At 32.8% G+C, this 24,716-nt stretch carries 20 protein-coding genes; 10 read left to right on the forward strand and 10 right to left on the reverse strand.

The annotated features are described in order from the left end of the window. Positions 1-15: 15 nt before the first annotated feature. From ACQY29_RS02160 to pyrH, 5 genes are all read right to left on the reverse strand, one after another. On the reverse strand, positions 16-2,829 hold the full coding sequence (locus tag ACQY29_RS02160) for a TonB-dependent receptor plug domain-containing protein (protein ID WP_428223621.1): 2,814 nt from the start codon (positions 2,827-2,829) through the stop codon (positions 16-18). An 84-nt stretch (positions 2,830-2,913) separates the two neighbouring features. Further along, on the reverse strand, positions 2,914-3,912 hold the full coding sequence (locus tag ACQY29_RS02165) for a hypothetical protein (RefSeq protein ID WP_428223622.1): 999 nt from the start codon (positions 3,910-3,912) through the stop codon (positions 2,914-2,916). Between the two features lie 41 nt (positions 3,913-3,953). Beyond that, positions 3,954-5,027 (reverse strand): exopolyphosphatase, encoded by a 1,074-nt coding sequence (locus ACQY29_RS02170; protein ID WP_428223623.1) that lies wholly within the window; start codon positions 5,025-5,027, stop codon positions 3,954-3,956. Positions 5,028-5,210: 183 nt separating this feature from the next. Continuing rightward, complete coding sequence (gene frr / locus ACQY29_RS02175) at positions 5,211-5,774, reverse strand: ribosome recycling factor (RefSeq protein WP_428223624.1); 564 nt, start codon at positions 5,772-5,774, stop codon at positions 5,211-5,213. A 99-nt stretch (positions 5,775-5,873) separates the two neighbouring features. Further along, entirely contained in the window at positions 5,874-6,581 is a 708-nt protein-coding gene (gene pyrH, locus ACQY29_RS02180; RefSeq protein WP_428223625.1) for a UMP kinase, read from the reverse strand. A 109-nt stretch (positions 6,582-6,690) separates the two neighbouring features. On the opposite strand from pyrH, the gene ACQY29_RS02185 reads away from it, so the two are divergent. Together ACQY29_RS02185 and ACQY29_RS02190 are read left to right on the forward strand one after the other, a co-directional pair. Continuing rightward, entirely contained in the window at positions 6,691-7,941 is a 1,251-nt protein-coding gene (locus ACQY29_RS02185; RefSeq protein ID WP_428223626.1) for an MFS transporter, read from the forward strand. An 80-nt stretch (positions 7,942-8,021) separates the two neighbouring features. Continuing rightward, positions 8,022-8,525 (forward strand): GNAT family N-acetyltransferase, encoded by a 504-nt coding sequence (locus ACQY29_RS02190; protein WP_428223627.1) that lies wholly within the window; start codon positions 8,022-8,024, stop codon positions 8,523-8,525. A 116-nt stretch (positions 8,526-8,641) separates the two neighbouring features. Here the strand turns inward: ACQY29_RS02190 and ACQY29_RS02195 are convergent, their stop codons facing one another. Next, entirely contained in the window at positions 8,642-9,016 is a 375-nt protein-coding gene (locus ACQY29_RS02195) for a hypothetical protein (protein WP_428223628.1), read from the reverse strand. Positions 9,017-9,282: 266 nt separating this feature from the next. Between ACQY29_RS02195 and ACQY29_RS02200 the strand changes: the two genes are divergently transcribed. After that, entirely contained in the window at positions 9,283-9,927 is a 645-nt protein-coding gene (locus tag ACQY29_RS02200) for a PAS domain-containing protein (protein ID WP_428223629.1), read from the forward strand. A gap of 14 nt (positions 9,928-9,941) precedes the next feature. Continuing rightward, positions 9,942-11,180 carry an MFS transporter gene (locus ACQY29_RS02205; protein ID WP_428223630.1) on the forward strand — a complete coding sequence of 413 codons (1,239 nt, stop codon included), beginning with the start codon at positions 9,942-9,944 and terminating at the stop codon, positions 11,178-11,180. A gap of 5 nt (positions 11,181-11,185) precedes the next feature. On the opposite strand, the gene ACQY29_RS02210 is transcribed toward ACQY29_RS02205, so the two are convergent. The 3 genes from ACQY29_RS02210 to ACQY29_RS02220 are packed head-to-tail and all read right to left on the reverse strand — an operon-like array spanning position 11,186 to position 13,374. Further along, on the reverse strand, positions 11,186-11,557 hold the full coding sequence (locus ACQY29_RS02210; RefSeq protein ID WP_428223631.1) for a hypothetical protein: 372 nt from the start codon (positions 11,555-11,557) through the stop codon (positions 11,186-11,188). Between the two features lie 54 nt (positions 11,558-11,611). Then, complete coding sequence (locus tag ACQY29_RS02215; RefSeq protein ID WP_428223632.1) at positions 11,612-12,259, reverse strand: queuosine precursor transporter; 648 nt, start codon at positions 12,257-12,259, stop codon at positions 11,612-11,614. 44 nt (positions 12,260-12,303) lie between these two features. Next, the gene (locus ACQY29_RS02220; protein WP_428223633.1) at positions 12,304-13,374 is read right to left on the reverse strand and encodes an exopolyphosphatase; all 1,071 of its coding nucleotides are present in this window, start codon (positions 13,372-13,374) and stop codon (positions 12,304-12,306) included. Positions 13,375-13,518: 144 nt separating this feature from the next. On the opposite strand from ACQY29_RS02220, the gene ACQY29_RS02225 reads away from it, so the two are divergent. Further along, positions 13,519-14,754, forward strand: a complete 1,236-nt coding sequence (locus tag ACQY29_RS02225; RefSeq protein ID WP_428223634.1) for an MFS transporter — start codon at positions 13,519-13,521, stop codon at positions 14,752-14,754. Positions 14,755-14,773: 19 nt separating this feature from the next. After that, complete coding sequence (locus tag ACQY29_RS02230; RefSeq protein ID WP_428223635.1) at positions 14,774-15,253, forward strand: GNAT family N-acetyltransferase; 480 nt, start codon at positions 14,774-14,776, stop codon at positions 15,251-15,253. A 315-nt stretch (positions 15,254-15,568) separates the two neighbouring features. Here ACQY29_RS02230 and ACQY29_RS02235 read toward each other — a convergent pair whose 3' ends face one another. Next, positions 15,569-17,839, reverse strand: coding sequence for a cation:proton antiporter (locus tag ACQY29_RS02235; RefSeq protein WP_428223636.1), 2,271 nt, complete (start codon positions 17,837-17,839; stop codon positions 15,569-15,571). Between the two features lie 142 nt (positions 17,840-17,981). Between ACQY29_RS02235 and ACQY29_RS02240 the strand changes: the two genes are divergently transcribed. The 4 genes from ACQY29_RS02240 (at position 17,982) to rpoN (ending at position 24,647) form a co-directional block, all read left to right on the forward strand. Continuing rightward, positions 17,982-18,875 (forward strand): IS1595 family transposase, encoded by an 894-nt coding sequence (locus ACQY29_RS02240; protein ID WP_138424779.1) that lies wholly within the window; start codon positions 17,982-17,984, stop codon positions 18,873-18,875. 109 nt (positions 18,876-18,984) lie between these two features. Further along, a complete protein-coding gene (locus tag ACQY29_RS02245; protein WP_428223637.1) occupies positions 18,985-21,402 on the forward strand; it encodes an efflux RND transporter permease subunit in 2,418 nt (805 codons plus the stop codon). A 251-nt stretch (positions 21,403-21,653) separates the two neighbouring features. Then, the gene (gene asnS, locus ACQY29_RS02250) at positions 21,654-23,099 is read left to right on the forward strand and encodes an asparagine--tRNA ligase (RefSeq protein ID WP_428223638.1); all 1,446 of its coding nucleotides are present in this window, start codon (positions 21,654-21,656) and stop codon (positions 23,097-23,099) included. Between the two features lie 78 nt (positions 23,100-23,177). Then, on the forward strand, positions 23,178-24,647 hold the full coding sequence (rpoN, locus tag ACQY29_RS02255; protein WP_428223639.1) for an RNA polymerase factor sigma-54: 1,470 nt from the start codon (positions 23,178-23,180) through the stop codon (positions 24,645-24,647). The last annotated feature ends 69 nt before the right edge of the window (positions 24,648-24,716 follow it).

Genomic DNA, 24,716 nt, shown 5'->3' on the forward strand with positions numbered 1-24,716 from the left:
TATTCGTTAAAAAACTTAGAACTTATATTTCACAGCGAAATTCCATGTACGACCAAATCCGAAAAAAGCTGTATTTGCTCCATTTATATCTTTAAAACCATTTGGAAATGCCTGACCATAGGTAGTGTTAGTATTCGGTTTAATTTGATCATTACCAAAACTTGTGGTAGATTCAGTAATGTAACGTGTATCTAAAACATTGTTCATACTATATCCTAAAAACACACGTTGGTTATTTTTTAATTTTAATTCATAATCAATAGATGCATCTAAGAGTGTAAAACTTGGTAATTGCATTTCTTTAGTAGCATAAGCTGTTTCGTACCAAATAGGATCAAATTGCTCAACAGCTGTGTTTGAATAAAAAAGATCATGGTACTTAGCATTTACCTTAACATTAAATCCTCTGAAAGGCTTAACATTAACCCCTAAACTACTCATCCATTGTGGTGCTCCACCTACTTTCACATCTTTAACATATAAAGTACTTACTTCAGGATAAACATCCACTTGAGGGTCATATTGTAAATTAGTAAACGAAGCATCGCTATCGTATTTCCAAACCCCGAAATTGTGACTAGTAAATACATCTAAAAATTTAGTTAACTGTACTACCCCGTCTAATTCAATTCCATAATTAACCTTTGTAATCCCTTCACTTATCCCCCAAAAACCATCACTATCGGCAAATGGCTCAACAGAATCAAGCAATCGATTAGCATAAGTACTCACATTGAAATTAACTTTTTTAGACAAGAATGTATATCCAATTTCAGCCGCTCTAAATTTCTCATTTATGTAACGCTGATTAGGGTTAATACTATACGTCTCAAAAACATAACTAAAAATAGGAACACGAGAAACTACCCCAAAATTACCCCAAACATTATGATTTTTACTAATATTCCAGTTCACCCCAATTTTAGCATTGTAACCATCCAGTTTTACCACTTCAGAATCATTAGATATTTCCGAATTGAACAAATTATAACTACGTTTATAATATTCATTTCTGTTATAACCACCTTGAGCTAAGATGTTAAATTTATTAAAATTAAATTCAACCTGTGTATACGCACCACCATAAGTAATATTATTATCATTATTATAATCTACTGCAGCACTTTTTGGCTTATAAAAAGGATCAAACATATGATCTTTTGCATTGAAAAGATCAGTCGTATATGCCGTTCTACTTTGTTGTGGATCAAAACGATATCCATCTGCTCCAAATAAATTATTTACAAAACGTTTGTTAGTGTAAGTAGAACGTCTGAAATCCAAACCTACATTAAGTTTCATAAAAGAAAAAGGTTGCACTTGGTAATTTAATAACCCTCCAAAAACTTTAGTCCCTTTGTAATTTTCAACTAATGATAACCCTGTAGTTCGCTGTGTATTATAACCAGAATTCAAGAATAAAAGCTTTCCATTAGGGATTGCAACTTTACTTCTCGCATAAGCAATCCATTGACCATTATCATACAACCAGTTATAATAAGGAACATCATTATTATTACTATCTTTATAATAAACTGACCTAGTGTTGTAACCTCTAATATAATCAAAGTCAATCTGTCTATCCTTAGTTTGAAAAGGAGAGTAGCTCAGAAATGGGTTTTCACCTACGATGTCTGTTTGTGATGAAAAACCAAGCTGACTATAGGCTTTTAAGGATATACTATTTTTCGAATTTGGCTTATATTCCCATTCTAAAGTAGAGGTAGGTACATGACTAGTTTGAGTATACATATTTAACGCTTGTCCATTATACATACCTGAGTTATGATTATAGTAAGCATCAATAGAACCATCTGTAGCCGTTATTTTTCCTAAAGATTCAATCCTATTATTCATATCATGCCATTGCGGACTGCCTAACAATTTTAATACAAAGCGATTTTTCTCATTTGTAAAACCCATAGCTAAATAATACCCAGTAGCATTAAAACCTGTATTATTCATATAACCTACGCCATTAGTATGGTTAAGCGCTAAATTCAAACCAAAACCTTTTTTAATATTCCCTAAGGAACCATTAATAGCGTATTTGTAAGCACCATTATTACCCGTAGAAAGTGAAAAATAGTTACCGTTATCTACAAAAGGATCCTTTAACATGAAGTTAATAGTTCCTGCTACTGAGGCATTTACTAATTTAGAAGCCCCAAGCCCTTTTTGCAACTGCACTGACTGCAAAGCATCGGCATTAGGAGCAATAAAATTCCAACTAATAAGACCCGTTTCAGGATTATTAAGCGCAATACCATCAAGTATAGGAGTTATATTTGCCTGGTTGTAACCACGCATACGCATTTGAGCATCACTATAGCCTCCCCCCATTGTAGTTGTATAAACACCTGCAATATTAGAAGTGCGTTCGATGAAATCTTTGTTTGAATTCGTATTAAATCCTTGGTTTTCGAGCAACGTAACAGAAGAAATAGGAGATTTTCTAATTACAGCTAAATCGACTAAAGATGATTCATTAGTAGCTTGCTTAACAATCTCTTCTTCCATAAATATCGTACCTATATCCGTACTTTTATTAACCGTTTCAGTAAAAATGTATGAAGTTTTATAACCCGATAATCTTAAAATTAATTTTGCATTAGTACCTCTTGATTTAAGAGAAAAATTCCCTACAAGATCTGTAAATGTTTGATCATAATAAACTTTCTCATCAGGGCTGGCCAAAATAACTTTTACACCATATAAATTCTCATCTGTTTTATCAGAATGTACATTACCTATAACTCTTGTTTGTGCTGTAACCTTAGAAAGTCCTACACATAAAAACAGGATTAGATAAAATAATCTTTTTTTCATATTTATATATATATTTTTTACAAACGTAATTCATAATCACGAGAATCGCATGTAGAAACATTTCGATAGCAAACAATTACTAATTTAGTTGCTGTTTATCAAATAACTAAGCAGAGTAGCCTTATTATTATTTTTACAATAATATATTTTTTTTAAACTTATATTTTGAATTTGATTCAAAAACTGCAATAACAATGCATTTTTAGCGAGAAGTTCTTTCTGAGTATACATATTAAGAACTTTCTCACTTTCAACACTACTAGTGGCTAAAATTTGATATCTAGAAAAATTACGATCTAAATTTTGCTGATGCTTAATAACTTCATCTAGCTTAATCTCATTAAAATCAGAATTCACAACTCCTCCATTATATAGAACAAAAAAAGCCCAAGCTGCGTCACCCGTCAGATAAATGTTTTCAATCTTAGAAAGATTAGGGAATTTCTTGTAAATATCCTGAATTTGATAGTAAAATGATTCAGCTGCTACATTACATTTAGACCCTTCTGTTAGATTCGAAAAATCGTTACGAACAATTTGATTAACACTTTCAAAACCACACTTATTCAAGGAGTAGCTTATATGTTTTGTATTTTTAACATCTCTGAAATCAAATTCAGTAAAGTAAGAATCAAACTTATCCAAATTGATCAGAAAACCATTATTTTGATTACTCCCTTTGAAAAGACCATCCAGCAAGAAATAACTTTTTTCATACTCATTAAATATTTTTATCGGATGTTTCAACCCTTCAATATTTTTTTTATTGAGTAATTTATATTCCAGATCATCAAAACTTGATTTCGAACCCATCAAGTAAATTTTATCTTTAGCCACTCCATTTTCAAGCAATAATTTATTGATGCTTAATTTAAGTCCTTCTAAAAGCTTCACTTTCAAAGAATCTACTTCATTTTCTCCTTTAATTTTCTGCTGCCAATTATTTCTGTATCTAAAATCCCTTGTTTCTTTACTTTTCAAATCTACTACTAACACTTTGATTTCATTACTTGAAAACTCAACACCTCCCAGTTTGCCCTGAGCAGAAACAAGAACAAATGAAGCTAATAGAAAAAATAACACAAAAGAGACCCTCATAAAAACAACAAATTATACCTTTAAATTTACCAAATCTTTTTAACCTTTTTAGATCTATCAGCAATATAAGAAACCAACCACGCAATTTGACCTTGTTTAGCGAAAAAAAGTTTTTTATCATTAATGTTAGGAATATTCTCTAATGAAACTAGAATCAGTGCTGCTCCTGAAATCAAGTGCTTTTGAGAATAAGTTTTCAACACCTTTTCTGCTTCCTTGTTTTTCTTAGCTAATTCTTCAAATTTCGCATAGTTGTTCTTAATCATAGCATCATAATTAATCACATCTTCTAGAGTAAACTCATTAAAATTATCCTTTGCTTCACTACCATTATACAAAGTATAAAAAGCCCAAACAGCACCACCTGACATATATACTTTTTCTTTCTCCATAGCTTGTGGCTTAGAATTGTACATAGCTTTAACCTGTTCGCGAAGCATTGGTGTTATACCAAAAAGCTTTTCATTATATTCTCCTATACTCTCGTTTTTGGTTTTCTTTTTAACAGTCTCAGTCAAGGTAATACTTCCGTAATCAAAAGAAATTGGAAAAAAAACGAAATTATCATTATTAAAAGTATCTACATAACCGCCTTTTGTATTTCCTCCACCTATATCTAAAACTGTCGAATTAAGATAATTCATGGGAGGAATACACCCCTTCAAAAGCATCTTGCCTTCTGCTTGAGCATCGATAAAGTCAAGCTCTTTATTCGTTAATTTTTTTACCGCGTCAACAAGATCTTTTGTATTTGATGCCATGGCAACGCCCGAAGACCCAACGATAAAAATATTTTGATCAGCAACTTTAAACTCGTTTTTAATACGCAAATAATTACTATATACCGTTTCAGCTGCTTTCTGAATATCTTCTTGCGCCAGTTTTCCATCTATGGCTATACCTCTTGCAATACCAACATTTTCTGTCCAAAAAGACTTTACTTCGTAATCGCCTTTTTTAATATTATCTACATCAAGAACTGAAATTTTAATTCCTTTACTACCAATTTCAATACCACCAAACAGGCTATCATCATAAGAAGCCAACACGTATTGATTAAAGAAAATGAATAAGAAAAAAAGTAATTTTTTAATTTCCATATGTATTTTTTTTTAGGTTTAATATCTTTCAAAAATATAGTGCAAGTTACATGCCTTTTTTGAAACATTGATGTAGAAAGAAATCTACAATAGGAGATATGTAAAGATACAATTACGCCATAAAAAAAGCAATGATTTTTGTCAGTTAAATCATTGCTTTTCATTTCTTTTTTAAATAAAAACTTACACTTTCATTATTTCAGCTTCTTTAGCAGCCAAAAGTTCTTCAACCTTTTTTATGTAAGCATCCGTAAGTTTCTGTACATTTTCTTCAGCTACTTTACATACATCTTCAGAAGTACCTTCTTTTTCTAACTTCTTAATATCTGTATTAGCATCTTTACGTGCATTTCTCACACTGATTTTTGCATCTTCAGCTTCTCCTTTTGCCTGTTTAGCTAATTCCTTACGACGCTCTTCAGTTAAAGGGGGTACAGAAATAATAATATTATCCCCATTGTTCATAGGATTAAATCCTAAGTTTGCAATCATAATTGCTTTTTCAATAGGATGCAACATATTTTTTTCCCAAGGAGTCACCGTAATAGTACGTGCATCAGGTGCACTTACATTCGCTACTTGCGAAAGTGGCGTTTGCGAACCGTAATATTCAACAAATACCCCTCCTAACATTTGAGGAGTTGCTTTTCCAGCTCTGATGTTTAAAAATTCTTTTTCTAAGTGAGCCAAAGAACCTTCCATAGATTCTTTAGTACTATCTAAAATAAAGTTAATTTCTTCAGTCATTTTTCAGATTTTTAGATTTATAGACTTTAAGACTTACCTAGTTTTAAGATATTACATTGATTAAACATCTATTATCTAAGTAGTCCAGAATGTCTAAACTTATATATTTACAACAGTTCCTACGTTTTCGCCTTGGCAAATTTTCAATAAGTTACCTTCTTTATTCATATCAAAAACAATGATAGGTAATTTATTTTCTTGACTTAGTGTGAAAGCAGTGGTATCCATTACGTTTAATCCTTTTGCTAACACATCATCAAAAGAGATGTAATCAAATTTAACCGCATCTGGGTTCTTTTCTGGATCAGCATTATAAACACCATCCACACGAGTTCCTTTCAAGATCACATCAGCATCTACTTCAATACCTCTTAATACCGCAGCAGTATCTGTAGTGAAATAAGGATTACCTGTACCTGCACCAAAGATCACTATTCTTCCTTTTTCTAAATGTCTTACTGCACGACGTTTGATATAAGGTTCTGCAATAGCTTCAATTTTCAAAGCAGTTTGCAAACGAGTTAGCATTCCTTTTTCTTCTAAAGCCCCTTGTAATGCCATACCATTGATTACAGTAGCTAACATACCCATATAATCACCTTGTACTCTATCCATTCCGTTGCTGGCTCCAGCTACACCTCTGAATATATTTCCTCCACCTATTACCACAGCGATTTCCACGCCCATATCATGGATTTTTTTTATTTCTTCAGCATATTCTGCTAAACGCTTAGGTTCTATACCGTACTGACGCTCACCCATTAAAGCTTCGCCACTTAATTTTAAGAGTATTCTTTTGTATTTCATTACAACTTTATTTGCTGTGCAAATATAAGGAAAAACTAACAGGGAATAAAAATCGATAATTCGATAATTTTCATTAAATTTATAACAGAATCTCCTAAAAACATATTGTATGAAAGTAGAACTTTACCTGAAGACCTTAAAAAGGCTTCCAGTGGAAGCTTGGTATTTTGCCTTGGTAGTACTTATTAACCGTATAGGCGCTATGGTTGTCCCTTTTTTATCTAAATACTTACACGACGAAAGAGACTTCTCGCTTCCAGAAATCGGATGGATATTAGTTTTTTTTGGAATCGGATCTTTTCTTGGTATTTTAATGAGCGGTCGAATTATTGAACAGTTTGGTGCTTATAAAGTCATGGTTTCAGCATTACTTATTAACGGTATTATTCTTTTCCTTTTACAATTTCTATACAGTTTTTGGCTACTTTGTATCGGAGTATTAGTGCTAACTTTCTTTGCTGACATGGTCAGACCTTCAATGTCTGTACTCATAAATGACTATGTCACAAAACCTGAAAGAGTCAAGGCTATGTCATTAATACGATCAATGTCTAATTTTGGTTTTGTAGTTTCGCCTTTCTTAGCCATAGCCATCATCAATTTTTGGAGTTATCAGTACCTATTTGTTATCGATGGTATTACCTCAATTTTAGCTGTCATACTCTTTACTTGGAAGGTAAAACAAAAAAAACTCCTTTATCAATTGAAGTTTAAAAACTTAGATGAGGATAAATTTCCTTTCTTAAAAGATTCTACATTCCTTTTACATTGTTTTGTTAATATCATCACAGGTATCGTTTTCTTTCAACTATTTACCATATTTCCTATTTATCAAAAAGAAGTTCTAAAATTAGATGATTTCTATTCTGGTTTATTTTTAAGCCTCTACGGATTGATTCTGTTCGTGTTTGAAGTCTATTTAGTTTTTTATTTTCAGATGAAGCGTATAAAAAAATTACAAGCAGTACTTTACGGTTTAACGTTTATCACCCTTGGCTACCTAGCACTAGCCTTGAGTCAAAGTATTTTTGCACTTTTTTTATTTATTATATTAATATCCATAGGTGTCATATTTAATTTCCCTTTTGCAAGCGATTTTGCACTAGATAGAGCGCATAAAAATAAAGAAGGCATATTCATGGCCATATTTCAATTAAGTTTTTCTGTTTCTCACATTTTTAGCGCAAAAGTGGGTATGCTAGTCGTAGATACCTATGGGTTTAGAGCCAACTGGTTTTTAGACGTAGCACTAGGTTTACTAGCCATAAGCATCAATTTTTACTTAGTCAAACATATGTTAAAAGAAAGAAGAAAAATAAAAGAAGACATGATAAAATCAATTTTTAAGCCTAAAGATTAGCTATCAATCAATTGCATCAAAGTATATTTTCTTTTGCATCACAAATGGCTAGTTTGTTGAATTCAACTCCTAATTTACTCATGAAAGAAATGTTTGATTTACCAAATATGAATAATGATTTTTCAATACGTGAAATTAGCAAAACAGAATTCCAACTGATTGCTAATTTAATAATTGAATCAGAATTAATAGAAAATGGATTGCGTGATTATGACGAAGCAATTGAATTTTTAAGGAATAAATTCAATAGAAATAAAAACAAGGTATTTGCTGTACGAAATTCTAAAAATGAATTTGTATCATACACTGTTCTAACAATAAAAGAAAATCCAATATCAGTTTTAAAGTACAACTGGCATATTGCGTATTTATATGTTAAAAAAGAATTTAGACGTTTGGGTATCGCAGAGAAATTACTGAATTTTGTGCTAGGTTTTTCTATTAAAACTCGAGCAGAGAATATTTCTTTATACACTTCAAAAGAAAATTATTCAGCTCATGCACTATACAGGAAAATGGGGTTTATAGAACATAATTTCATCGCTAACTATATTTCCTTTGAATATGATTTGCGAAACAAGTAAACAATAAAATTACCAACTAAAAAGCCCTGTTAGAAATACATATTCTGTCAGGGCTTTATAGTTTTGAAATTATACAGAAATAAAAAACTCCTCTTTCGAGGAGTTTAAAAATAAAATTAAATTTTCCCAGCAATTTCTTTTTTGTATTTATTAAGTAACGCTTTTGTCATACCTAAATTCGCTTTTGTTGAATCGACTGCCAAATAAATAAAATATTCATTATTATCCGAAATATCAATAATGTGAATTTGGGTTTTCAAATTAATCATAATATCATCGATACTTTCTTTAAGCCCTAATGCATTAATCGCATTTAACTTTGCTTTTACTACTTCTAAGTTAAATGCCGAAGCAAGTTCAGGGTCAAATCCAGGAACAGCACTTTCTGTAAAATAAGAAATACCACTTTTAATTTCTGCTACAGCTACAGCAATAAATCCAGGAACGTTCTTTCTAAGGTCTTCACCAAATTGTTTTAAAAAATCAGACATAATCAAGTAATTTTAGGGTTAATGTTTACTATGTTTTTGTACTATCTAATTTAAACAAAAAGCAAAAACAAATCTAACAAAATGCTAAAAAAATGTTAAATTTATTACAATTATAAATAATCGACGAAATACAAACTCAACTGAAATTCAATTCAATACACATATTAAAATAGAATTATATTTTCCAAACTGAATGACAAAAATCAGTTTTTTCAATTTTTATTCATTCTAATTTTGCTCTACAAATAAGCAAAAGGTATTTAGGTATGACAACTGAAATTAAAAAACCCCAACCACTGAATGAAGCGGTTATTTGGGACACTGAAAAAACAATAGTTAGCAAGACGGATGTTTTTGGCACAATTGAGTATGCCAATGAAACTTTTGTAGAAGTTTCAGGCTATCAAGAATTTGAATTGGTTGGGCAACCCCACAACATTGTAAGACATCCAGATATGCCTCAAATTGTTTTTAAAGTAATGTGGGAAAACATTAAAGCTGGAAGAAAATTCCACGGTATTGTAAAAAACCTTTCAAAATCCGGTAAATTTTATTGGGTAATAACCGATTTTGATTACGTAGTTGATGAAAATGCTATAATAACAAAATATATTGCAAGACGCAAAGCTGTCCCGCAAGGTGTGATTGACAAAGTTGAAAATTTATACAAAAAGTTATTGCAAATTGAGGAAGTACGGGGTATAGAAGGTAGTGAGAAATTTTTAACAGGTTACCTAGAAGAACTAGGATTAACTTATGTGCAATTAATTACCAAATTGATGGTAGATGATGCGCAAGAACAAGCAGAAAAAGAAGAAGAAGAACTACAACAACAAACTGCAGAAAGCATGGAAGAAATGCGTAGTGGTTTTTTTAATCGTTTTTTTAACAACAAACTAAATTTCTTTTAAACTACAACTAAATTATGCTAGACCTACTAAAACCTTCGTCAATACAATTTGATAAAGAAATAAAAATCATAGCTGTAATTACCTTAATCAACAGAATGGGAGCCGTAGTGGTTCCTTTTTTGTCTAAATACCTCAAAGAAGGTTTTCAACTAGACTATTCGCACATTGGGTGGATTATGATGTGTTTTGGACTTGGATCTTTATTAGGAACTTTCTTAAGTGGCAAACTTGCCGATCGATTTGGAGCCTACAGAATTATGTGGTTAAGTTTGCTAGGCAATGGCATATTTTTCCTGATACTTATGAATGTACAAACTTTTGCAAACTTGTGCATCTTTGTGTTTCTATTAACAACCATTGCAGATATGTATCGACCAGCAATGATGCTCTTAGTTAGCGAATACACTTCGAAAGAGTTAAAACTACCTTCGCTCTCTTTAATCCGAACAGCTTCAAATTTTGGGATGGTAATAGGTCCTGTTATAGGAGCTTTCATAATACATAGCTTCAACTACAAAGCGTTATTTATTCTTGATGGTGTAACATGTATCTTAGCCGCGCTAGTACTAATATTAGGCATAAAAGAAAAGAAAACGGTATTTAAACTAAAACTAACTCAAGGAAAACAAGACCGTTTGGCTCCCTTAAAAGATTTCCCGTTTTTGATCAACTGGGTTATTGCTTTAATTACAGGTTATCTGTATTTTCAAGTTTTTTCCTTATTACCGCTTTACCAAAAACATCAATTTAACTTGAACGAAATAGACACTGGATTATTATTTGCTTTTAGCGGGCTACTTTTTATTCTGTTTGAAGTAAGAACGATTCATAAAATTCAATACAAGAAAGCTAATGATGCCCTAACCATTGCATTTGGTTTGCTCTTATTTACAATAGCCCATGCAATCCTTTATTTCTTACCTGATAAAAATTATTTATGGATCTTTATGTTATTAATGACTTTTGGAAACATGCTTACTTTCACATTTGCCAGTGGAATCGTAATGAAGAGAAGCTTAAAAAACCACGAAGGAATCTATATGTCAGCTTTTCAGATGAGCTATGGCTTGGCACATGTAGTAAGTTCAAAAATGGGACTTAGCATCACTCAGCGTTATTCGTTCGCAACCAATTGGCTTTTCAACACGGCAATTGGTTTAATAGGAATACTGTTTTGCTTCCTACTGGCCAGAATACTCAAAAAAGAAAGAGAACAAATAAAACAAAAAATTGCTAATGTATTGTTCAGGTAATATTATCAAATACTTATTTCTTTTTTATATTTCTGCAACAATGCCTTTGTCATGGTCAAATTGGCCTCAGTAGCATCTACGACTAAATAGAACATAAAGTTATGATCGCCTGAAATATTAATGATATGAAATTGTGAGGTCAGAGTGATTGTTATATCGTCTATTTTTTGGTCTTGTTGAGTAGCGGCTATGCCATTTAGCCGCGCTCTGACCATCTCTAAAATATAATTTGAATCTTGATCAATATCGTAATTTGAATCTTTGCTAGATTTAGAGTAGTAGTTAATTCCTTTATAAATATCTAAAATACTTATTGCAATAAAACCCGGAATATTTTTTTCTAATTGTTCCCCAAAATCCTTTAATACGTTTGCCATCTGATTAATTTTAGTTGTACAAAATTAAACTTTTAAAATGCGCAGACACGTATTTTAACTATCTTTTAAATAATTCTGAATTAAATTATGACCTAAATAAATAACAGGTGTTAAAGCAACCGCCACACAAAGTTTAAAAGTGTAACCTGTTAAAGCAGAAGTAATAAATGTGGGAAAATCCATTTTACCGGGCAACCAAAAAGCAATACCTAGCACTACAAATGAATCTATGAGTTGTGAAATAACCGTGGATCCTGTAGATCGCAACCATATTTTTTTTCCTCCTGTTTTCTCTTTAACATAATGAAAAACCATCACATCAATAAGTTGGGAGAAAAGAAAAGCAATAATACTACCAATTATAATCCACATACTCTGCCCAAAAACAGCTATAAATTGATCATCATTAACAGGGCTTATCCCTTTTGCAGCTGGAACCAGAATAGCAAGAGTTAAAATCAAAAAGGCATAAGCAATTAAACCCGCAGTAATATAGGATAATTTTTTTACACCTTTTTGACCAAAATATTCATTAATTAAATCCGTTGTAAGAAAAACAATAGGCCAAGGCAAAATACCAATACTCATCACAAAAGGTCCGATCTGAATTAGTTTACCTCCTATCAATTCGGCAACAACTGCATTAGTAATAAATATACCCGCTAAAATCGTAAAGACAAGCTGCTTTTTATTTTCAAACATAATTTAATTTTTCAAAAGAGTAAAGAACTACTTAGTTTTTTAGATTACCAAATTTTCTTCACTTTATTTGAATGCTCAGCAACATAAGATACTAACCAAGCAATTTGACCTTGTTTAGCAAAATACAATTTTTTAGCATTAATATTTGGTATCGCTTCTAAAGCCACAATTAAAATATTACTTCCTGAAATCAAATGCTTTTGAGAATAGGTTTTTAATACTTTTTCAATTTCTGGATCCGTTTTAGCTAAATCCTCAAATTTTTTGAAATTATTTTTCAAAATTGCATCATAATAAATCACATCTTCAAGCTTAAACTCATTGAAATTCTGTTTCGCAACACCATTGTATAAAGTATAAAATGCCCAAACAGCTCCACCAGAAAGATACAAATTCTCTTTTTCAAGAGCTTTGCTTCTAGAATTATACATTTCAGAAATTTGAGTTCTTAATTCAGGTAAAAATCCGAAAGCTTTCTCGTTATATTCTGAAAGACTATTCGATTTTGTTTTTTTATTGATGGCTTCAGTCAACGTAATTGAACCATAATTTAAAGATACGGGAAAGAACACAAAAGTATTATTATTAAACACATCTACATACCCTCCTTTTGTATTACCTCCGCCAATATCTAACACCATCGATGTTGGATAATTTTCTGCAGGAATCAAACCGCGTAATAACATTTTACCCTCGTCATTAGCCGTAATAAACTCTAAATCTTTATTAATAGCGGCTTTTACTTTATCAATAAGTTCTTTGGTGTTTTTAGCCATCGCTACACCTGAAGATCCTACAGTAAAAATCTGTTCAACAGGAACTTTAAATTCATTTTTAAGTTTCAGATAATTTGCAGTAACCGTTTCTGTAGCTTTCAAAATATCATCTTGCGCTAAATTACCATCAATAGAAATCCCTTTTGCTATACCTACATTATCTGTCCAAAAAGCTTTTATTTCATAATCGCCTTTTTTGATATTATCTACATCTATAACAGATACCTTTATACCTTTTCCACCAATTTCAATACCACCATATAAATTTTTATTCTGCGCGAAAAACACCACAGACGCCAAAACAAAAATTAAATTAACAAATAAGTTTTTAGTTCTCATAATTTGGGTTTATAACTAATTTATTACAAAAATAATAATTATAATCGAGATACCACTGTAGAAACATTTCTATAAATTAAATACTGATTATCTGCAAGTTAGTTAGTAATTTTGTCTAATTCCAAATCAAAAATCATTTAGCAGATGAAAAACTTATTTAAAGACTGTAAAAACCTTCCCGTTGAAGTTTGGTTATTTGTAACCATGACACTCATTAACCGTATGGGAGCTATGGTTGTTCCCTTCATGTCTAAGTATTTATACGAAGATCTAAAATACTCCTACACGCAAATTGGTACCGTTATGTTCTTTTTTGGTGCTGGTTCAATTATAGGAACCTTTTTAGTAGGAAAAATAACCAAGAAAATATCACCTTATAAACTCATGCTTTTCAGTATGTTTTTTAACGGAGCAATTATTTTTATGTTGCAATTTGTAACAGAGTTCTACACATTGTGCTTCACCGTTTTTATGCTAAATGTTGTTGCCGATATGTTCCGCCCTTCTATGATTGCAACTCTTAAGGATTATGTAAAAAAAGAAGATCGAGTATCTGCTTTTTCATTAATCCGTACTGCTTCAAACTTCGGATTTGTAGTTTCACCCGTTATTGCTGGTATTGCAATAGCAACCGTTGGTTACAACTTATTATTCTGGATCGACGGAATGACATCAATATTAGCAATTTCGCTATTTGCCTTTTTTGTAAAAGAGAAGAAATTATTACACAAACTTAACTTACACACCATAAAAACCGAAAAACTTGTATTTTTCAAGGATCGCCTTTTATTATTACACTGCTTAATTACAGTTTTAACAGGAATAGTATTTTTTCAAATCTTCACAGTTTTGCCTTTATACTATACAGATATTCTAAAATTAGCCAATACGTTTAATACTTATGCCTTAGTTTTTTACGGAACAGTGTTATTCATTTTTGAAATGGCCGTTGTTAATTATGTTAAAAGAAAAGTAATTCGTACCCTAAATGCAATCATGTTTGGACTGATGTGTATGGCAATTGGTTACGCAGTATTAATGGCTTTCAATTCAATCTATGCCGTATTTGTATCTCTGATGATTATTTGTTTTGGGGTTATGCTTACCTTCCCGTTTGCTACTGACTTCGTTTTAGAAAGATCATACAAAAATCTTGAGGCAAAATTTTTATCCTATTTCCAAATGAGTTATGGTTTAGCTCATTTAATAAGCGCAAAATTAAGTATGTATGTTGTACATCATTTCGGCTATACAACCAACTTTGCCTTAAATGTGGGTTTTGCTGTCATAGGAGCTGGGTTATCCTACTTATTAATCATGCTGGTGGTTAAAGAACGAAAAGATAAAAAAGCTGATATTATTAAATCGTTTTTTGCATAAAAGTTATTAGTCACCTTTTATGAACAATAGCAATCATTTAATCCGTGAGATAGGATTAAAAGAGTTTGGAAAAGTTAAACAAATAATAGCCGATTCAGGTTTAATCCTAGATGAATTCATGGGAGGAAACCAGTCTTTAGCTTTATTAGAGTACAAACTGGAGCGCAATCAATGTAAAATTTTCATTACCCAAGTGCACGAAGAGGTATCTGGTTTTATTGTTTTACTTGCAAAACGAAATATACTTACTAAGTTAAGTTATGATTGGCACATTGCCTATTTGTGTGTCAAAGACGAATATAGAAGAAATAGAATAGGTGAAAGGTTACTGGACTTTACTATAGACTTTGCAGTTGCTACTAAAGCTAACGAATTAAGCCTATATACCAACAAAGATAATTTACCAGCAATCCATCTATACAGAAAAAAAGGCTTTTTAGAGAGTAATTTTTTAGCAAATTATCTTACTTATAAGTTAATGCTAAATGATTTTAGGTAGATTTTGTAATTTTAGGTTTATGTTTGTTTATTTACAGCTATAAAATAAAATCTGAAAGGCATAAAAGGGCGATTAAAATCGCTCTTTTTTTATTGATATAAAACTTAATTTTATTAATACTCCAAAATCCATTCAACAGCTAGATCTAAAAATACTGTTTAAAAAAGAACAAACCACATTCATGTAAGCACTCTTACAAAAGATAACTCCTTTTTATACAATCTGTTTTCAAAATTTAAAACACTAAGAGATATTAATAAACAAAAAAAGCTGCTCAAAGTTGTTTGGACAGCATTTTTTAAACACATGATACTTTTAGGGCTTAATAATTAACACCGAAGGCAAATTACTCAACCACAAATTATTAGAAGCTACTAGTTTTTTCCAACTTTCTAAGCTGATTAACATCAAGTCTTGTTTGACTAAAAAGGCTTTGTTTACCTGATTTTCGGCTACTATAGCAATATTATCAGGATAGGATTTATCTAACGAATCTACAGCATTTTTAATCAAAAAGTTATTTTCTAATTGATGCTTCACATCCACTACATTCACTTTGGAATTGTTATTATACACAAACTTCTGAATATAATCTACCAAGAATGCATCTTCAGCTGTAAAAAACGGCACAAAAATCTTATCTAACGATTGCAAATCATTATCCGCTAAAATACCCAGAGGGGTTTTATTTTTAGATATAATCTGCTGTGTTCTATCGTCAAAAATGGCATTTCCAAAAAGACCTTCTTTTCCGGTTAATTTATCTAACAATCGGTCTGGATTTATTAGTCGTGTAGTAAAACCTATCACTTTCCCTAAAAAAGACCCTTCAAAAATTGATTTTCCTAAACCTACTAATAACAAATCATAATCCCCTTTTCCAGCCACTTCTGCAATATCCGTTTCAATATCGACAGTAGCTTTAAAAATGGTTGAAATTTCCTGATTCAACACCTTTGATTCTTCCAAAATAGGAATAAACGATTCCTGCTCGTACTCCTCAATGCTATACCCATGCATTTCGTCACTCACCGACAAATGCATAGCGGTAATAGAAGAAGATTCTTTTTGTTTTTTGGTCAGCGCATTGGCAACTTTCAATAATGATTTTCCTTTTTCATGATTCCCAAAAGAAATCAGCACTTTAAATTTATGTACTGCTTCTTCAATTTCAGGCACAAGCACATCTTTAGTCTTAAATATAAAATTGATGAAGTCTAAAGCTGGGCCTGTCATGAAAGTGGTTACTAGTGCCATAATGACCATCATGGTAAAGATTTCAGAGGTTAAAACTCCTAAATCGTACCCTATATTCAACACGACAAGTTCCATCAACCCTCTGGTATTCATCAAAGCACCTATGGTCAAACTATCTTTCCAAGATTGTCCCACAAACCTTGAGGTTAAAGCTCCCCCTACAAATTTTCCTGTGACAGCCACAAGAATAATAAATCCTGTCACTTTCCACAAATACGGCTCATTTATCAATCCTATTTGCGTGCGTAAACCTGTAAATACAAAGAATAAAGGCAATAATAAAATCAATGAAACATCTTCGACTTTATCTATAAATATATGTCTAAATTTAGAATTATCTGGCATGATAGCCCCGGTCATAAAGGCACCAAACAACGCATGAATCCCTATGATTTCAGTACAATACGCAGAAATAATCAACGTCAGAAAAAAGATAGCCACTACTGGCTTGCTTAAACTCTCGCTATGCGCATACAAGTCCCCTACTCTTTTCAAAAATGGTTTTACTAGGAACAACATGATTAAAACGTAAACAACTGCTAAGGCAATTATATACAACGAACTAGCGAAAGTTCCTGCTTTTACAATAGCAATCACAGCGGCCAACAAACACCATGCCGTAATATCGTCAGCAGCAGCACAAGTAATTACAATAGTTCCTAATTTAGTTTTGTGTAAACCACGTTCCTGAACAATACGTGCTAATACTGGAAAAGCGGTAATACTCATGGCGATTCCTAAAAACAACGCAAAAGACAAAAATTCAACTCCTTGTGGAGCAAACTGATTGTACACATAATAAGCCAACACCATCCCTAAAGCAAAAGGAATAATAATACTGGCATGGCTAATCACCACCGCATCATTAGCTTTATTTTTAAGTACTTTTAAATCGAGTTCCATCCCAATGACAAACATGAAAAGAATCAAACCGATTTGGCTCAAGAATTGAAGATTACCCAAAGACTCTGTAGGAAAAACCGCCGCAGTAAATTCGGGAAAGTACATCCCCACTAAAGACGGTCCTAGAAAAATTCCCGCAATAATTTCCCCAATTACAGAAGGTTGACCAATTTTTCTAAATATCCATCCAAAGAATCGAGCTACAATAACAATGGTGATGATTTGAGCTAACAAAATAGCTAACGGATGTTTGACATTATGCATCAACGACTCTAAAAATTGATTCCACAAAGAATCTTTTGAACTTGCTGCAATGACTCTTCTTCCTATTTCCAAGTTTTTTCCTTGTTGTCCCACCCAATACATCAAGGCTGTAAATACACTAGTTACAGTGAAATAAAATATTGCGTTTTTTAGCTTTTTCATGTATCTTAAAATACCAAATTTTTGCCAACAAATATGGTGAATAAACTATTCATTTGAAATAGGTTCAACAAGATTTTATATAAAATTAATTGAGGTCATTAGATAATTTCATATCTTTAAAGTATTGTAAATACTGAGAAAAATGGAAATTTTTAAAGGACAAAACCTCTTAGAGTTTGCTGAATGCTTCAAAACAGATGAAGATTGCAAAAAATATTTGTCAGATTTGAAGTGGAAAGAAGGTTTTTTATGTAGAAAATGTGGTCATACAGCTAGTCAAATTCGGAAAGATTTTTCTAGGACTTGTAATATTTGTAGTCATACAGAATCTAGTAGTGCCAATACCCTTTTTCACAAATGTAAATTTGGCTTGAGAAAAGCATTTTTTATCTGTTTTGAAATGGCTACCACTACTAAAAGCCTTTCTGCTCTGCAGATGAGTGTACGTTATGGAGTTCAGGAAAACACCGCTCGTTTGTTTATGCATAAAGTTAGAGAATCCATGAAATCTAGTGAAAATCATCCAATGGATGGTATTGTTCATGTCGACGAATTTGTTGTAGGAGGTCATGAAGAAACTAAACAGGGAAGAAGTTATGATAGCAAGAAGAAAAAGGCTGTTTGCGCCCTAGAATTAACAGAAGACGGGAAAGTTAAACGATTTTACATTCTTAAAATAAAGGACTTTTCTTCAAAATCACTTCGTCAAATTTTTGACAAACACATTGAAAAAGAAGCAAAAATAACCACTGACAAGTGGAAAGGATACGCACCTATTTCAGAAGAGTATAATATCACTCAAATTCTTAGTAAAAATGGTTCCAACTTCAAAGCTTTACACACAATGATTCATCAAGTTAAAACTTGGATTAGAACGACTCATTCTTGGGTAAGTGATGGAAATATTCAGCGTTATTTTAACGAGTTTTGTTACAGAATAAATCGTTCTCAAAATAAAGAATCAATCTTTCACAATTTGATTAATAAAATGGTAAAGGCAGATAAAATTAATCAAAAGGAATTAGTATGTAGTTAATTGATGACCTCTAAAAATTAATTCTACAAAAAACACCTTAGGATTCTCCCTGAATTAAAGACTAATATTTCTAAAGGAATTGCTACCTTTGCAGTACTTTTTTGTACGCATGAAAAAATTATTAAGCCTTGGTTTTTGGGAGTTTATTGCCCGTGTTATTTTACGCAACCGTATCGCTATTATAAGCCTAGTCATTCTTTTAACTATTGGATTCGCATCACAATGGAAGCACATCCGTTTTACACAAACGGAGGCAAATTTGATTCCTAAAGATGATAAAGTAAATATTGACTATGATAATTTCTTAGCTAAATTTGGTGAAGAAGGTAATCTTATCGTTTTAGGCACGCAAGACCCTAAACTATTTACCCCTAAAGTTTTCCAAGCCTGGAATACAATGATGCAAAACATCCAAAAACACAAAGAAGTGGTTTTGGTGATTTCTGTCGATAATTTACAAACTTTACAAAAAAACGACAGCATTCAATCGTTTGAACTTAAAAAGTTAATCAACACAAACAAAATTCAAGACGCTCAGTACCTTGCCCAAATTAAAAAAGAGCTTTTAAATAACCTCCCATTTTATGAAGGCTTACTTTTCAATAAAAAATCAGGCACCATCCGTTCAGCCATTTACATTGATAAAAAAATTGTAAATACAAAAGCTCGGAAAGATTATGTACTAAATTCATTAATTCCTGAAATCAAAAAATTTGAAGATACCACCAAAGTTGATTTACGAGTTTCAGGGATGCCCTACATCCGTACCTTGAATGCTAAAACGATTATCGACGAGATAGGCTTATTTATAGGTGCCGCCTTACTTACTACTGGACTCATTTTCTTTTTCTTTTTCCGTTCGGTAAAAGCCACTGCTATTTCATTACTCGTTGTGATTATTGGAGTAATGTGGTCTTTTGGATTACTAGGACTACTAGGTTATGAAATTACAGTGTTAACAGCACTTGTTCCTACTTTAGTTATTGTTATTGGTATTCCGAATTGTATTTTCTTAATCAACAAATACCACCAAGAATATTACAAACATGCGAATAAAGCCAAAGCGTTACAAAGAGTAATCACCAAAACTGGTACGGCAACCTTAATGACTAATCTAACCACTGCCTTAGGCTTTGCAACTTTCATCGCTACCAACAATACGCTTTTAGTAGAATTTGGCGTGGTTACCTCCATCAATATCTTAGCAATTTACGTATTGTGTATGCTGATTATCCCTGTCTTTTTCAGCTACATCCCTGCGCCCATTGCTAGACATTTGGGACATTTGGAACGAGAATACTTGACTTCTTTTTTTAAATGGATTGTACATACGGTTAAAAACAATAAAGTTGGCGTGTATAGTGTTGCTGTACTCCTCTTGATTGTAGGTATGATAGGGATTCATAAAATCAAAATTTCAGGTTCCATCATTGAAGACATGCCTAAAAAAACGGGTTTCTTTGATGATATCCGTTTTTACGAAAAAGAATTTGACGGAGTAATGCCTTTAGAAATTATGATTGACACCAAACGCAAAAAAGGAGTCATGAAACTTTCGCTTCTAAAACGCATGGAAGAACTGGAGCAAACCATTGAAGAAATTCCAGATTTATCCAAGCCCTTATCTGTAGTAAGTTTAGTAAAATACTCTAAACAGGCGTATTACAATGGCAACCCTGATTTCTACGAACTGCCTACCGCGCAAGAACAAGCATTTATCCTTTCGTATGCAAAAAATGCAACCAAAAACTCTAAAGATAACTTGATGAAAAGTTATGTAGATTCTACGGGGCAATATGCACGCATTACGACTTTTATAAAAGATGAAAATGGCGAAAAAATGGAAGCCATTGAAGCGCAATTACGCACTAAAATTGACAAATTATTTCCATCGCCACGCTACGAAGTAGTCATTACCGGAAAACCATCGGTGTTCCAAAAAGGCACTAAATATTTATTAGACAACTTACTTTCGTCACTATTAATGGCGTTTGGACTTACCGCTGGCTTAGTAGCCATCATGTTCCGTTCGTTCAAAATGGTATTGGTATCCATCATCCCTAACCTATTACCGTTACTAATGACGGCTGGTTTGATGGGCTTTTTAGGAATTCCACTAAAACCTTCTACCATTTTAGTTTTTGGTATTGCCTTTGGGATGTCGGTAGACGATACCTTACGCTTTTTGGCACAATACCGTTTGGAATTATCACGCAACGATTGGAAAATCAAAAAATCGGTTTTCGCTACTTTTGATGATGCTGGAATCAGTATGTTTTACACCTCAATCGTACTTTTCTTTGGATTCTCCGTTTTTATGCTTTCAAGCTTTGGAGGTACGGTAGCACTAGGAGGCTTAGTAGCCTTAACCTTAAGTTTTGGTATGTTGTCCAACTTGGTTTTATTACCATCTTTAGTCCTATCTTTAAATAAAACCTTAGCTAACGAACAGGAATTACGCGAGCCTATTATTGATATCCTAGAAGCCAGCGATGAGGAAGTGGATGCTATAGAGAAAAACAAATAGTTTACCTAGAATTCGTACTAACCAACAGAAAAAGATATTTTACATTTAGACCTAACAGGTTTTGAAAACCTGTTAGGTCTTTTTTATATCTACAAAATAGTTCCTAAAAAAATTAGCACTTTCGCTATTCAATCAAATCCACTATATTTGCTGATTATAATTAAAAGTATTTGGATTTCAGATTCTGATTTCTAAATTTAAATGAAACGCTTGCGTTCCATTTCACATAAATACAACAATATAAAAAAGAAATGAAACACACCTTAATTAAAGATTTATTAAACAGCACTAAGACCTTGCACGAAGTGACTGCTAAAGGATGGGTAAGAACTTTTAGAAACAACCAGTTCATTGCATTAAATGACGGTTCGACTATACATAATATTCAGTGTGTTGTTGATTTTGAAAATACAGCTGAGGCAACTTTAAAAAGAATTACAACTGGAGCGGCTGTAGCCGTAACGGGTGAATTAGTGGAAAGTCGTGGTTCTGGTCAAAAATATGAAATCCAAGTAACGAAATTGGAAATTCTTGGCGATAGCGACCCTGAGAAATTTCCTATGCAACCTAAAAAACACTCCTTAGAGTTTTTACGTGAAAATGCACATTTACGTATCCGCACCAATACTTTTGGAGCGATTATGCGCGTACGTTCCGCTTTATCATTTGCCGTACACCAATATTTCCAACAAAAAGGGTTTTACTATGTAAACACACCTATCATCACTGGTTCAGATGCTGAAGGTGCTGGTGAAATGTTCCGCGTTTCAGCGCTTCCTTTTGATGGAGCACCAAGAAACGAAGACGGTACAATAAACTTCAAAGAAGACTTTTTTGGTAGAGAAACTAATCTTACCGTTTCAGGACAGTTAGAAGGAGAAACGTATGCTATGGCATTAGGACAAATCTATACCTTTGGTCCTACCTTCCGTGCTGAAAACTCGAATACTTCTCGTCACTTAGCGGAATTCTGGATGATTGAACCCGAAGTTGCTTTCAATGACTTGGCGGATAACATGGATTTAGCGGAAGATTTCATCAAATATGTTATCAAATATGCGGTGGACAACTGTGGGGAAGACTTAAAATTCTTAGAAGGCCGTTTGTTAGACGAAGAGAAACAAAAACCACAGGCAGAACGCAGTGAAATGGCTTTATTAGAAAAATTAAGCTTTGTGTTAGACAACAACTTCAAACGCGTTTCTTATACCGAAGCTATTGACATTTTAAAGGATTCTACACCAAATAAGAAAAAGAAATTCCAATATTTAATTGACGAATGGGGTGCTGATTTACAAAGTGAGCACGAACGTTTCTTAGTAGAAAAACACTTCAAATGTCCTGTAATTTTATTTGATTATCCAGCAAAAATCAAAGCTTTTTACATGCGTTTGAATGAAAACACCGAGCCTGGAAAAGAAACGGTTCGCGCTATGGACATCCTTTTCCCTGGAATTGGCGAAATTGTAGGAGGTTCTCAAAGAGAAGAACGTTTAGACGTTTTAATCGAAAAAATGAAAGCCTTAGGTATTGAAGAAGAAGAATTATGGTGGTACTTAGATACCCGCCGTTTCGGTTCTGCGGTACACTCTGGTTTCGGATTAGGTTTTGAACGTTTGGTATTATTCGTAACGGGTATGACTAACATTCGCGACGTAATTCCTTTCCCAAGAACACCACAAAACGCGGAATTCTAAAATAAAGTTTCAGGTTTCAAGTTTCAAGTTCATGACATAACTTGAAACTTGAAACAAATTTAACTTGAAACAAAAATTATGCTTAAACAAAATTTAAACTTAAAATTATCTCAAAAACTTTCTCCTCAACAAATCCAGTTGATGAAGCTTATTCAATTGCCTACACAGGCTTTTGAGCAACGTCTGATGGAAGAGATGAATGAAAATCCAGCCTTAGAAGGAGGCACTTTAGAAGATGAGGATAAGTTTGAAAAAGATGAATTTGACACCGATGAATATGACGATTTTGACGATGCCGAAAGTATTGATGCCAATGAAATCAACATTGACGAGTATTTAAGCAACGACGAAACGCCTGATTATAAAACTCAAACCAATAATTATAGCGATGATGATGAAGACCGTGACATACCTTTTGTGGCAACGGTAAGTTTTCATCAGGACTTAATAAATCAATTAAATACTTTCGTTTTAAGTGACGAGCAAAGAGATATTGCCGAATTTTTAGTAGGTAGTATTGATGATGATGGCTATTTACGCCGTAGCATCAGCGATATTGTAGACGATATGGCTTTTACCCAAGCCTTGTATACCGAAGAATCTGCGGTGAGCAAAATCCTTTGTCACATCATCCACGAGTTAGAACCTTCTGGAGTGGGTGCCCGTGATTTACAGGAATGTTTGTTGTTACAACTCAAACACAAAACCCCAACAGAATCGGTAGATTTAGCCATTAAAATTATTGAAGACCAATTTGATGCCTTTACTAAAAAGCATTATGAAAAATTACTTCAAAAATTTGCAATCACTAAAGAACAATTGAAGAAAGCCATCGATGAAATCGAAAAGTTAAACCCAAAACCCGGTGGTGCTTTTTCAGGAAGTTCTAAAATTACAGAGCACATTGTTCCTGATTTTACCATTCGAGTTACCGATGATGAATTAGAACTTTCACTTAACGGTCGTAATGCTCCTGAGCTTTTTGTGTCTAAGGATTATCAAGATATGATGAAAACTTATAAAGACACCAAAGACAAATCGAATGCGCAACGCGATGCGGTACAATTCATCAAGCAAAAGTTGGATTCTGCCAAATGGTTTATCGATGCTGTAAAACAACGCCAAGAAACTTTATATGTAACCATGAGCGCCATCATGGAATTCCAACAGGAATATTTTTTAGATGGAGATGAAACCAAGTTAAAACCGATGATTCTAAAAGATATCGCAGATAAAATTGGTTTAGACATATCAACCGTTTCTCGTGTGGCAAACAGTAAATATGTAGACACCCCTTATGGCACTAAATTACTCAAAGATTTCTTTAGCGAAGCCATGGTAAACGACCAAGGTGAAGAAGTTTCGACCATTGAAATCAAAAAAATCTTAGAACAGGTAATCGCCGAAGAGGACAAAAACAAACCGCTTCCTGACGACCAATTGGCAGTCATTTTAAAAGAACGTGGCTATCCTATTGCGAGAAGAACGGTTGCTAAATATCGAGAACAACTGGATATTCCTGTGGCAAGAATGCGCAAGAAAATATAATTATTTTAAATGCCTTTTAGTTTCTACTAGAAGGCATTTTTCATTTAAACATCACAATCTATCCACAAC

Source organism: Flavobacterium sp. (assembly GCF_965262375.1).
Taxonomy (GTDB): domain Bacteria; phylum Bacteroidota; class Bacteroidia; order Flavobacteriales; family Flavobacteriaceae; genus Flavobacterium.